Origin of the sequence: Vibrio hepatarius (assembly GCF_011806575.1) — a bacterium.
Taxonomy (GTDB): Bacteria; Pseudomonadota; Gammaproteobacteria; order Enterobacterales; family Vibrionaceae; genus Vibrio; species Vibrio hepatarius_A.
Genome location: NZ_JAATOO010000019.1, coordinates 52999 through 66345 on the forward strand (window position 1 = coordinate 52999; position 13347 = coordinate 66345).

General features: G+C 48.7%; 9 protein-coding genes. 8 read left to right on the plus strand and 1 reads right to left on the minus strand.

The window, feature by feature from the left end:
- Positions 1-115 precede the first annotated feature (115 nt).
- The 8 genes from HCZ42_RS15185 (at position 116) to HCZ42_RS15220 (ending at position 12075) form a co-directional block, all read left to right on the plus strand.
- Complete coding sequence (locus HCZ42_RS15185; protein WP_167421493.1) at positions 116-883, plus strand: ABC transporter ATP-binding protein; 768 nt, start codon at positions 116-118, stop codon at positions 881-883.
- 48 nt (positions 884-931) lie between these two features.
- On the plus strand, positions 932-1801 hold the full coding sequence (locus HCZ42_RS15190; protein WP_175579527.1) for an iron-siderophore ABC transporter substrate-binding protein: 870 nt from the start codon (positions 932-934) through the stop codon (positions 1799-1801).
- Positions 1801-3798 carry a Fe(3+)-hydroxamate ABC transporter permease FhuB gene (gene fhuB / locus HCZ42_RS15195; protein WP_167421495.1) on the plus strand — a complete coding sequence of 666 codons (1998 nt, stop codon included), beginning with the start codon at positions 1801-1803 and terminating at the stop codon, positions 3796-3798. The genes HCZ42_RS15190 and fhuB overlap by 1 nt, the downstream gene beginning before the upstream one ends.
- A 188-nt stretch (positions 3799-3986) precedes the next feature.
- Positions 3987-5783: an IucA/IucC family protein gene (locus HCZ42_RS15200; protein WP_167421496.1), complete on the plus strand. Its 1797-nt coding sequence runs from the start codon at positions 3987-3989 to the stop codon at positions 5781-5783.
- Complete coding sequence (locus tag HCZ42_RS15205; RefSeq protein WP_167421497.1) at positions 5776-6705, plus strand: GNAT family N-acetyltransferase; 930 nt, start codon at positions 5776-5778, stop codon at positions 6703-6705. Before HCZ42_RS15200 ends, HCZ42_RS15205 begins: the two co-directional genes overlap by 8 nt.
- A complete protein-coding gene (locus HCZ42_RS15210) occupies positions 6693-8468 on the plus strand; it encodes an IucA/IucC family protein (protein WP_167421498.1) in 1776 nt (591 codons plus the stop codon). The genes HCZ42_RS15205 and HCZ42_RS15210 overlap by 13 nt, the downstream gene beginning before the upstream one ends.
- Before the next feature lie 66 nt (positions 8469-8534).
- Positions 8535-9845 carry a lysine N(6)-hydroxylase/L-ornithine N(5)-oxygenase family protein gene (locus HCZ42_RS15215; RefSeq protein WP_167421499.1) on the plus strand — a complete coding sequence of 437 codons (1311 nt, stop codon included), beginning with the start codon at positions 8535-8537 and terminating at the stop codon, positions 9843-9845.
- 115 nt (positions 9846-9960) lie between these two features.
- Positions 9961-12075, plus strand: coding sequence for a TonB-dependent receptor (locus tag HCZ42_RS15220; protein ID WP_167421500.1), 2115 nt, complete (start codon positions 9961-9963; stop codon positions 12073-12075).
- A gap of 87 nt (positions 12076-12162) precedes the next feature.
- On the opposite strand, the gene manA is transcribed toward HCZ42_RS15220, so the two are convergent.
- A complete protein-coding gene (gene manA / locus HCZ42_RS15225; RefSeq protein ID WP_167421501.1) occupies positions 12163-13347 on the minus strand; it encodes a mannose-6-phosphate isomerase, class I in 1185 nt (394 codons plus the stop codon).

Consider the following 13347-nt stretch of genomic DNA (forward strand, 5'->3'; position numbering starts at 1 on the left):
CCTATTGATGATGGATTTAATAACAGAAATATTGATAATGAAAACAATTATCATTGTTATTTTGTTATGCTAACATTAACGACTCGTAACCCATAACTCAAATTTGTATTGCATTATGTTTCGACTCGTCGACACCTCATTTGCTATTGATGATAAACAGATTCTCTCCGCTACTAACCTCGCCTTTGCAGAGGGAAAAATCACTACGTTGCTCGGCCATAACGGCTGCGGAAAGTCGACGCTCATCAAACTGCTCAGCAGACAAAACCGCCCAACAAGCGGCGGCGTGCTCTATAAAGAACAGCCAGTAGAAGCACTCAGTAACATTGAGTTTGCCCACCAAGTTGCCTACTTACCCCAGCACCCGCCACTAACGGACGGCGTTACCGTTCGTGAACTCGTCTGCTTTGGCCGTTATCCATGGAAAGGCGCATTTGGTCGCTACAACGATCAGGACTATGCAATTGTCGACGATGCCATTGCCAAGGTGGGTTTAAGCGAATTTACCGAACGTTTTGTCGCCACGCTTTCTGGTGGAGAGAGACAACGCGCTTGGGTTGCAATGTTGCTCGCTCAGCAAAGCCGAACCATTTTGCTCGATGAGCCGACTTCCGCTCTTGATGTCGCGCACCAACACGAGTTACTCACCCTAATACGCGAACTAAACCAGAGTTTAAATTTAACCGTGATCATGGTGCTACACGACGTCAACATGGCGGCCAAATTTAGTGACCATCTGGTCGCGCTGCACTCTGGTCAAGTCATTGCTAGCGGTGCTCCAGAACAACTAATGAACCGCGATACCTTGCAAAAAATTTACGGTATGGAGCTGGCACTTTTCCCCCACCCTCAAACGGGCCAGCCCATTAGCTATATCCCCTAAACAACATGTAAAAAGGATTCTGTTGTGAAAAGACTTCTCTTCATTCTGATGTCACTATTCTCGTTGCAAGCGTACGCGCTGGATATTAAGCACGAGATGGGCGTCGCCTCATTTGAGACAACACCGAAGAAAGTGGTCGCACTCGATTGGGTGTTGACCGAAACGGTATTGAGCCTAGACGTCGAACTACTAGGTATTGCTGATGTAAAAGGCTATCAACAATGGGTAGTTGAGCCCGATCTTAACCAGGCTGTGACTGACGTTGGCTCAAGACGCGAGCCAAACATTGAGCTATTAAGTGACTTAAAGCCCGATGTCATTTTGATCAGCAACCATATGGCAGCCGCCTATCAACAACTGAACAAAATTGCCCCCGTATTGGTCTTTACTATCTACAATGAGCAGAAACAGCCACTGCAATCGGCAGAAGCCATTACTCGTGCACTGGGAGTACTATTCAACAAACAGCAGCGCGCTGAACAAGTGATCACTGAAACCCAGCAAATATTGCGTGTTAATGGAGAGCATGTGCGCGCTAAGAGCAATTCGACAAAAAGCCTACTCTTTGCCCGCTTTATCAACGACAAAACACTACGCATTCACAGCCAAGGATCTCTTGCTGATGCAACCATCAAGATGATGGGTCTTGAAAATGACTGGAGAGAGCCAACCAACTTGTGGGGATTTACCACCGCGGGTATAGAAAAACTGGCCGAACACCAACAAAGCAAAGTGATGATTTTTGGCCCACTCAAGCCAGAAGAGCGCAAAGCGCTACAAACATCACCTCTCTGGCAAGCGATGGCGTTTACCCGCAGTGACTCAGTGTATGAACTGCCTGCAATCTGGACGTTCGGCGGACTCATTGCGGCGCAGCGTTTTAGCCACAGCATCACTGAGCAGTTAATCGGGCAATAATGAACAGCGTCAATCTCACCTGGTCCCCAAAACGCACATTTCCCGCGACGGCTTGGCTTCTCTCCGCACTGACAGTATCGGTGATTATCTCGCTAGTCCATCTCACCGCTCCCTACTCACAGGGAGTGGCATTGGTGTGGGATACCCTTTGGCATTTCGACCAAAACAATTATCAGCACTTAATCACTCATCTCACCTATCTACCTCGCCTTAGTGTGGCTCTCCTGTGCGGCTTTGCCCTTGCGGTAGCTGGTTGCGTGATGCAATTTGTATTGCGCAACCCTATCGCCTCACCGACAACACTAGGTGTTGCGGCGGGCGCCGAGTTGGGTATGGTGCTGGGGTTACTGCTGATCCCATCCGGATTTGTACTGCCTTCATTTATCCCAGCGTTTATCGGTGGTTGCTTAGCCACCGCACTGGTGTTTTTGTTAAGTGCTAGTCGTGGCTTTGCGCCCCTACATATGATCTTAGCGGGTATGGTGGTGAGCCTCTTTTTGGGCTCTCTCAATACCATGTTATTGATGATGCACGAACAAAAGCTGACAAGCATTTTTGTTTGGGGTGCAGGTGCATTAAACCAGAATGGCTGGGATAGCGCCCAGCTGCTACTTCCTCTAATTACTCTACCTACTGTGCTGCTATATCTATTGCAACGACCTCTTTCGGCACTACAGTTTGGTGACAACGTCGCGTCGTCTCTCGGCGTCAATATCAAACAAGTTAAAATGATATGTCTTGGTTTGGCGATATTCATTACCGCTGCGGTGGTGAGTGAAGTCGGACTAATTGGTTTTATTGGTATCGTCGCACCCGCTATCGTGCGACTGTTCGGAGTCAGGCAACTACAGCTGCAGATCATCAGCAGCGGAATGATTGGCGCACTGATGCTGCTGATGGTTGATCTGATCATTCAGCCCTTTTCGGGTGTCGGTGGTGAATTACTCCCCACGGGTGCGATGACCGCACTGATTGGCTCGCCATTTTTGTTATGGCTACTTCGACGTACTAAGCTTCAGTCTGAGCACCGTGCCCGAGACGAACACATCGAACGCTACGTGCATGTGAACCCTCGTTTGGTCCTGAGTGCGATGGTAAGTCTACTCACGCTTGTCACTCTATTCGCGTTGGTAGTCGGTCAAAGTCAGAGCGGGTGGCGCTTAACACTCGATCCACAACTTTTGGAACTTCGCCTACCCCGGGTACTGACTGCATTGTTGGCAGGTGTGGGCTTAGCGTTTGCGGGCACGATTATTCAACGTGTTTCCAATAATCCAATGGCGAGTCCAGAAGTCCTCGGCCTAAGCTCTGGCGCCGCGTTAGCTTTAGTTTTAGGCAGTATGTTGGGCATTGCTGTCGAGCGCGAGCAGCAGATGTTGCTGGGGACGGTTGGCGCCCTAACGGTTACCTTGTTGCTGTGGTTTATTGGACGGAAGCATAACTTTGCACCGAGCCAAACTTTATTAACGGGCATTGCACTCAGCGCCGGACTTGACGCGCTGCTGCGTATAGCGATGAGCTCAGGGCACGACAATGCTACTTCTCTACTCACTTGGCTCTCAGGTTCAACTTACCTAGTCGCCAGCTCAGATATTTTGTTGCTGGCAATCGGTGTCGGTTTCGTCGCCGTAGCCGCTTTGTTATTGCAGCGCTGGATTGCGATTATCGAGTTGGGGGAAGTCACCGCGACTAGTGTTGGCATCAATGCAACACAAGTTCGCTTGGTACTGTTACTTCTTGTTGCCGCATTGACCACGCTTTGTACTATCGTAATAGGGCCATTGAGCTTTATCGGACTGCTTGCACCGCATATGGCCCGCTCACTACACCAGTATCGTCCTGTAGCACAAATGCTGACTGCCGCACTGCTTGGCGCGATTGTCATGGTGTTAGCGGATTGGTTGGGTAGAAACCTCTGGTTCCCGTGGCAATTTCCCGCAGGTTTACTCGCATCACTGATTGGTGGAGGTTATTTCCTTTATCTTATGCGCCGATAAGTGCCTCATATCGCGAGAGAGTGCATTCAACACTCTTTCGCCAATCCCACACATAAGTTATTGATTTATCCGTTAAATCGTAATCCTGACAATAAATTTTCTTAAATCGTTAAAAATAAGTTGATCATACGAATGATAATAATTAGCATTCTCTTGTCAGTTTAGTTAATAAAATAACGAGAAAGAAAATGAATCGTAACAACGATCGGCTCAACCTTGAGAACTCAGAAAATTTGGTTAACAAAAACCAACCCTCTATTGCTTGTTTTCTCAACTCATTAGCCCGAGAAAGTCAGTCAGTACAACTGCTTCGTAACCAAGATGGTAGTCATACATACCAACTACCGCTATCTCACTCACGAACCATTCAGATCCCTCTCAGTTACTATTCCACTTTGGGTAGTCACGAATATCGCTTACCAGCACAACTGCTGACCGAACAAGGCGCCGAGGAACTTACAGCCGAACAACTCATTGAACATGTCGTCAACGAACCCGCTCTAGTTGGCGTTGTGAGTGAAGAGCAAAAATCCATCTTCACCAAACGAGTGTTTGAAAGCCACAGTAATATTCAACAAGCCGTTGAACATTCGCCATACCAACAACAGCTCTTTAACGACCAACTTGATTTTAAAACCGCAGAACAAGGCCTGCTGATTGGTCACTCATTCCACCCAGCGCCAAAAAGCCGCGAACAATTTAGCCCCAGTGATGCCAAGCGTTATTCACCGGAACTTGGTGGCAGATTCAAATTGGTTTGGTTGGCCATCAATCAAGAAATTATTACCACCGGAAGCTCTGCAGGTATTGATTTTAGTAAGCGTCTAGAAGCGCTTGTTGCTCACGACCCTACCCTAGCCAACGCACTACACAACGCCCTGCAACAAGGGAAGACATTGCTTCCTGTCCATCCGTGGCAGTGGTATGTGATGGCAGATACCCCATCAATCAAAGGTTATCTAGCCACTAAGCAGATCGAAAACCTCGGCCAGATTGGCGCCACTTGGTATCCAACCTCATCCACTCGTTCGCTCTACGCGCCAAGTTTGCCTTATATGCTTAAGTTCTCGTTGAGCGTCAAATTGACCAACTCAATCCGCAATTTGTCGCTTAAAGAAGTCGTGCGCGGCACTCGACTCAACGATCTGTTCCAACTCCCACAACTGGCCGAGCAACTGGGTGATGGTGAAGGTTTCCAACTGATGCAAGAGCCAGCTTTTATCGGCATTAATGCTCTCAGCGACGAGATTATCGACGAAAGTCTCGTGGCATTTAGAGACAACCCTTTGATGGATAACCCAGCACAAGAAGCGGTCGTGCTGGCGACTTTGACTCAGCAAAATCCGTACGGTGGTAGCAGTCTGGTTGCGCAACGAATTACGCACGATGCAGAGCAGCAAGACATCACTCCCTGCGATGCCGCTACGCGTTGGTTCGATGCTTATTGCCGTCATGCGGTCGTGCCGCTATTTAATCTGCAAGCCAACTGGGGCATTGTCTTCCTCGCCCACCAGCAAAATATCGTCATGCAATTGGACCAAGGCTTCCCTGTCGGCATGTACTACCGCGACTGTCAGGGTACGGGTTACACCGACCTCGCCTTTAGTCTGTTTGGCGACAAGCTTGGCGGCGATAAAGAGGCTCTGGAAAACTACTGGAACCAAGACAAGGTACGTCGCTACTTTGCTTACTACTTGATTATCAATTCGACCTTCAACGTCATTTCAGCGATTTGCGCCAATCTTGATGTCGAAGAGATAGAACTGATTAAGGTTCTGCACCGCAACTTACAAGCACTATTAGACAGCGGCGTCAAAGATGACCTTTGCCTTCGCTATGTGCTGTCAAGCGAGGCGCTGTGCTGCAAAGGTAACTTCTTCTGTTACCTACAGAACTTTAACGAAAACTCTATCCCCGATCCGGCGGTGATCTACTTCGATTTAGTCAACCCACTCGCTAAGGTAGAGGAGCTTACCCATGCCTGAGTTCAATACTTTTATCTTCCATGCTCAGCCACAGGCGACTATTGAACTTACCTTGCACGCCAGTGACTTGATCTGCTCAGAAATTGGCGATCAACTAGTACGTGAAATCGACCAGCTATTTAGCCAAGACAAACAGCTCGATTCCTGCCAAGTCATTGCTACTGACCATGAAGTGAAACAATGGGCTGAGCAGCTTCTGCCTTTGGTTAAACAAGAGGTGACGCGACAAGCTTTTTATCAATTGCCGCTAGTCTGGCACCAACACAAACCATCCAGCAGCTTCCCGCAGCGTTTAGTTCAGTCCAACGATCACTTCCGTCATCACCCTTTACGTCCGCCTATGCCGCAAGGCCTGGCGTACCAAAGGTATGACTATGATGCAGAGCTTAATGTTAGCTTCCGCGTTATCGACTTAGACAAGGATCTGGAGCGCTTCACCCGCTGGATGAATGACCCACGAGTCGCCCATTTTTGGGAACAAGCGTGGAGCGCAGAAAAGCTGGCGGAGTTTATTCAGCAACGTCTATTCGACCCGCACATCATCCCGCTGATTGGTGAGTTTAATGGTGAGCCATTTGGCTACGTCGAAGCCTACTGGGTCGCCGAAGATAGACTTAGCCCTTATTACGACGTGCAAGATTTCGACCGCGGTATCCACCTGTTAGTCGGTGAACAACGGTTCAGAGGGCCCAAGTTCTTTAACGCCTGGATGCGTGCGATCAGCCACTATCTGTTTATCGATGATGTGCGCACCAACCGTATCGTACTCGAACCTCGTGCTGACAATGAGCGCCTGTTCAATCGAATTTTGCCACTTGGTTATCGCAAATGCTTCGAGTTCAACTTCCCACACAAACGTTCAGCGTTGCTAATGCTGGAACGTGAACAGTTCTTTACGGAGCAGTGGTCATGGAACAGCTAGCACTACATCATTACTGGCCGATCGCGAACCAGAACATGGTGGCGAAAATTCTTAGCGAATTTGCCTATGAACAGGCGTTTCAGTTTGAAGAGACAGAACACGGCTACCAGATTAAGCTCGAAAACGACACTCGATACGGCTTTAACGGTGAGAAGAACATCTGGGGTCAGATTGTGATTGAGCCAACGTCAATCCAGCGTAAGTCAACAGTCGCATCGAACCAACCTCTCAGCGCAGCGTTGTTGATGCGTGATTTACAGCCTCTACTCAATATGCCCGATGAGGCTTTTGCCGAGCATCTTGAAGACCTCAACGCAACCTTGCTTGGCGACTGTAAGTTGATGCAGCGGAAACAGACGATGACTGCGCGCGATCTCGCCATGTTGCCGTGTGAGCAGCAGCAAAGCTACTTCGATGGTCATCCTAAGTTTGCGTTCAACAAAGGACGTCGTGGCTGGGGCAGTGACGATTTGAACTTGTACGCGCCAGAAGCTCAGCGCGCCTTTAAGCTCGGTTGGGTCGCGGTTCATCACTCCATTTTGCAATTAGCGACCAACGATAACGTCAACTGGCAGCATCTGGTGCAAGCGTGCATGTCGGAACAAGAACTCAAACAAATGGATAGCGCGCTCGCGGCGTTTAACGTCGATATCAGCGACTACCATTATCTGCCTGTTCACCCGTGGCAATGGAGCAAGAAGTTGTCACTGCTGTTTGTACGCGAGCTGGCGAACAAGCAGCTAGTCTACCTTGGCGAAACCGGCGACCTCTTCCTGCCGCAGCTGTCACTGCGCACGTTAAGCAACATTACTCGTCCGCATAATTACGACGTCAAGCTACCGCTGACCATCATGAATACATCCTGTTATCGCGGGATTCCGGGGCGCTACATCCTTGCAGGGCCAACCGCTTCAGACTGGATCGATCACATATTCAAGTCCGATTCGTTGCTAGTCGAGAAGCAAGCAGAGGTACTGCAAGAACCTGCCGCCGCGTTTGCAGCGCAAGCAGATTACGCCTTACTGCAAAATGCACCTTATCGCTACCACGAGCTATTAGGGGTGATTTGGCGTGAATCGGCACAGTCAAAACTTCAAGCTAACGAACACGCTATTTTGATGGCGGCACTAATGGAAAGCGACAACCAAGGACAACCGCTAATCGCCGAGTATGTGCAGGCATCCGGTTTGAGTATCGAATCCTGGCTAACCAAATTATTTGATGTGGTTGTTATCCCTTACTACCACTTATTGTGTAAATACGGCGTCTCGCTGATCGCCCACGGACAAAACGTCACGCTGGTATTGGAAGACAGCGCACCTAAACGCATTCTGCTTAAAGACTTCCAAGGCGATATGCGTTTAGTCGACAGTGATTATCCAGAGCAAGACTCGCTGGATGAAAGCGTCAAGCAGGTCACGGTGCGTTTGCAAGAACACCTGATCATTCATGACCTCCAGACGGGCCATTTTGTCACAACACTACGTTTTATTTCACCGCTAGTCGCCAAACTGGGCTTCTCCGAGCAACAATTTTATCGCTTGCTCGGTGACAGGCTTAAAGCCTACATGGCGTCTCACAGTGAGTATCAACATCGGTTTAAGCAACTCGATCTATTCAAACCGAGAATTTTACGCATCGGACTTAACTTGGCTAAGTTTCGCCATAGTACCGACGCCAGTACCTCGAGAATGTTACCCGATATGGATGACATGCTAGATAACCCACTGGTCACCGCACTGGAAACTGAAACCCAAAGCTAAATCATTACATAACTATAAATTTAGCGCGCAGTTAAGCCGTCATTAACTAAGAAAAGGATTGTTCTTATGGAACACACTAACAACGTCAAACTCGACCTCGCTGGTATCGGTGTTGGTCCATTTAACCTCAGCGTCGCCGCCCTGATCGCGGATAAACCACAAATCTGTTCCCGTTTCTTTGAAAGCCGAGATAGCTTTGCGTGGCACCCGGGATTGTTGCTAGACAACACCCACATGCAGACTATGTTCTTGAAAGATCTGGTCACGGCCGTTAATCCGCAAAGCCATTACTCGTTCCTTAACTACCTAGTACAAAACAAAAAGTTCTACCGTTTCTTATCGGCAGAACTGCAATGTATTAGTCGCACTGAGTTTTCTGACTATCTCGCTTGGGCAGCGCATCAACTGGAGAATGTTCAGTTCTCGACCAAAGTTGAGCAGGTCGATTACAACGGCGAGAACTTTACGCTGCACACCAACCGAGGTAGCTACCAAGCGGACAACCTTTGTATTGGTACAGGTAAAGTACCTGCAATTCCAGATTGTGCCAAAACACACATTGGTGAGCGAGTATTCCACGCCGCCGAAATAGGGCTGCGTGAGCGCGACTTTACTGGGAAGCGCGTGATGATCATTGGTGGTGGTCAAAGCGGCGCGGATATTTTTATCAACGCACTGCAACACAAATGGGGCAAACCGTCGTCTCTTGACTGGCTATCACGCCGCTCTAACTACCAACCTCTTGACGAAGCCGCGTTTACCAACGAGTTCTTCACGCCTGACTACGTTGACGCTTTCGTTAGTTTATCGCCAGAAGTGAAACAGCAAGAGGTGACCAACCAAAAGCTTACCTCCGATGGCATTACACAAAAAGCCCTGCTGACGATTTATCAAGAGCTCTACCACCGATTCGACGTACTCAAAGAAGACAAATGGGTTCGATTGCTGCCACACCGCACTCTTACTCAGATGAATTGTCTGGGTAACTCGTTCCAACTCACTGCCAGCAACGCGTTAGGCCAGAGTGTGGAAACTCATCAAGCAGACATCGTGATACTGGCAACGGGCTTCGAAGCACCTTACCCAGCGTGTTTGGATTCAATTTTGCCGCTGTTCGATCTCGACCAGCACAACCGTTACCAAATGACGCCAGATTTTGAAATCCAGTGGCAAGGCCAGCAGCATAACAAGATTTTTGCTGTGAACGCCGGAATGCATACCCACGGCATTGCTGAGCCACAACTCAGCCTGATGGCATGGCGCAGTGCGCGCATCATCAACAGCCTAGTAGGACAAGCTGTTTTTGATACCGAATCAGGCCAGGGAATGATCGATTGGCTTTCACCGAGAGCACTCGTGGAACAACTGGTCGCGTAATCCACTTTCGCCACTCACCATCATCGGTGAGTGGCACTTTAACCTGCCCAAGCAACGAACTGGTCGTCTATTCACCATTCTTGGGCCTATTACTACGATATACATAGAGAAGAAAATGAAAGTTAAAAAAGGAAATTTGCAACTCTCTACGGCAGCCATCGCCGTTGCTAGTGCGATTCTTACCACGCCTGTAGTCGCATCAGAATCGACAATTTTTGACGAAATGGTGGTGGTTTCTAGCCGAACGCCAAAAGCGATTAGCGACATTCCTGGTACCGTCTGGTACATCAATTCAGAACAAATCGAGCAGGAATACCGTGGCGGTAAAACGTTAGACGAAATTCTAGCGGCGACGATCCCATCGCTTGACGTCAGCAGTGGCGGCCGAACTCACTCAGGGCAAAACCTGCGTGGACGCAGCATCATGGTTATGATCGACGGCGTCTCACTTCAATCTGTACGTTCTCTTAGCCGCCAGCTCGATTCGATTGACCCGTTCAACATTGACCGCATAGAAGTACTTTCCGGCGCCACCTCAGTTTATGGTGCGGGCTCTTCTGGCGGTATCATTAACATCATCACCAAAAAAGCATCGGGCTCTGAACTGGAATTTGAATCGTTTGTTGGTGGTAGTACCGGCTTCAACTCAAACGAAGATTTCGACTACAAACTGGCCCAATCTATCGCAGGTGGTAACGAGAAAGTCCAAGGCCGCGCATCTGTCGCTTATACCAAAACTCAAGGTTACTTTGATACAGATGGAGACATTATCACGCCTGACATTACCCAGGGGTCTTCTCAATTCAATGAAACCGTCGACCTATTAGGTAATCTACAATTTGCGATTTCGGACGAGCAACAATTGACGTTACTGGCGCAGTACTATGATAGCCAGCAAGACTCACCTTACGGTCTGTATTTCGAAAAAGACTCGAGTGGCAACTTCAAGTATGTTGACGTGCGCGATGGTTATTCAGCGGATCGCCAACAAGGCACAGAGCGTGTGATGCTTAGCGCGACATACGCAAACAGCAACTTCTTAGGCCACCAGCTAAATGCCGAGGTATCGTACAGAACCGAAGACCACACCTTTACTCCTTACACTCGTGAAGGCAGATCGACGTTAGTAACCAACTCTTCACGTCAAGAAACCGATCTTTTCGCGATGCGCACGGCACTGAGTCGCTCATTCGGCGATCTCAATTTAACTTATGGTGTCGATGGTTTTATCGATAAGTTCGACAGTGATAAAGCGTTGTACAACCAAGCCAAAACCGAAGCCAGTGGTGGTTTGGTTCACGACATTGATGAGAAGCAAGGTCGCTATCCTGGGATGGATACGGAATCGTTGGCAGGTTTTATTCAAGCGGAATACAACATCACTGACGACTGGTCAATTCAAGGTGGTTACCGTTACCAGCACATGGACGTAGAGATTAAAGACTTCCAGGCAAGCTCAAGCTCGGACTTCATACCGGGCGGCAGCACCGATTACGCTGAAGGTCTGTTCAACCTTGGTACCATTTATCGCCTATCCCCGTCTTCACAAGTTTGGGCGAACTTCTCTCAAGGCTTCGATTTACCTCAGCTATACCGTTTCTACGGCAAGAGCCCAACACAAGATGTTGGCGCGTCTAAACTCGAAGCGATCAAAACAGACAGCTACGAGATTGGTTACCGAAACGACTTAGAGAAGCTGTCTCTGCAATCTGCAATTTACTACTCATACTCAAGCGCGACAGTGCAATATGAAGATGACTTCTCAATTTCAGGCTTAGCAGATCCTAAACGCGTCTACGGCGCTGAAGCTCAAGTCAGCTACTGGCTAACAGACATGCTCCAACTGGGTGTTGCGGGTCAATACGTAGTAACAGAAACCGAAACGGACGAAGGTTGGAAAGACCACGACGTGATGGAAGCAAGTACATCTAAAGCGAACGCTTGGGTTGGCTGGCATGAAAACGACTACAGCCTGAAACTACAAAGCGTGACGATGTTCGACTATGAAGACGACGACGAACGCGAACTCGACGGCTACACAGTGGTTGATTTCATCGGTAGCTACCAACTGCCTGTCGGTAGCCTAGGTTTCGGTATTAAGAACCTGCTGAACGCCGACTACGAAACAATCTGGAGCCAGCGTGCTCAGTACTGGTACGGCGAGTCAGACATGTTCAAGTATCAAGGTCGCGGCCGTACTTACACGCTTAACTACCAAGTGAAGTTTTAATAGTTAAAAATGAAAAGCGAGCCACCCGGGCTCGCTTTTGTTTTGTCTCTCATTCAGGTTTTCAGCAACCTTTCGGGCTAATTTCAGTTAATTATACGCCCTCGCCAGCGTCCCGTTTCCTTGATACTGATAAACCTTTGAGTCGCTGGTGATAAACACAGACTCACCCGGTTTCAGTAGCAAGCTCTTACCTGCAACCGTCACAGTAACCTGACCCTCGACACAAAACAGAATCTCCGCGCCGCGCAAATATTGCTGCTGCGTTTGTTCACCAGAAGACAAAATATCAAAGCCAAAATCATCGACTGGAATTGGATAGCTGAGCTTGCCCTCTTTGCAAATAGGCGCGAGTTTAATTTCATCCGGCTGCGTCGAATGAAACGTGTTGTCGATCAGCTCTGCAACGTCAATATGTTTGGGTGTTAACCCTGCCCTTAACACGTTGTCCGAGTTCGCCATAATTTCTAGCGCCGTACCCTGAACATAAGCATGCGGCGTTTCTGCGTGGAGGAACATCGCCTCACCCGGTGCCAGTTCAACGGTATTGAGAAACAACGGCGATAACAAACCAATGTCTTGCGGATAATGGCGTCTAAACGCCGCCACGTAGTCGAGTACTTCCCTTGCCAACGCGGTTTTCGGTCCACGCTCCAGAGCAACATCAAGATCGGCCAAAGCCGCCGCTTTGCGTTCTTCATCTAGCAACATTATCGCGCAGAAAAACGCTTTTAAGCCGTCCTTGTTTGGATGATCTTCCAATGCGGATAGCTCGGCTTCTAAGCTCTTTATTCCAAGTTGACGGAACAGAGAGAGAATTTGCTCAATCGGACGAAAGCCATTCATCGCCTTGTAGAACGTTAGCGCATACACCAGCTCAGGTTTGTGGTTAGCGTCTTTGTAATTGCGGTTTGGGGCGTGAAGGTCAATCCCCTGCTCATTCTCGCGAAGATAACCGGCCTCCGCTTTTTGTTTGGTCGGATGCACCTGAATCGATAGCGGTGAATCTGCAGCTAGCACTTTAAACAAATACGGTAACTCACCGAATCTCATCACAGTATAATCACCAAACATGCTCTCTTTATCCTGAGAAACCACATCGGATAACAACTCCCCCGTTTCCGCGACACGCGAGCAACCATTTGGGTGAGCGCCCATCCAAATTTCTGCCTGAGGTTGGTGCGCTGAGTTATCAATCCCAAACAGATGTGAAATCGACTCTTTGCTTCCCCAAGCGTAGTTTTGAATTACGTTATCGAGTTTAAACAGTGACAT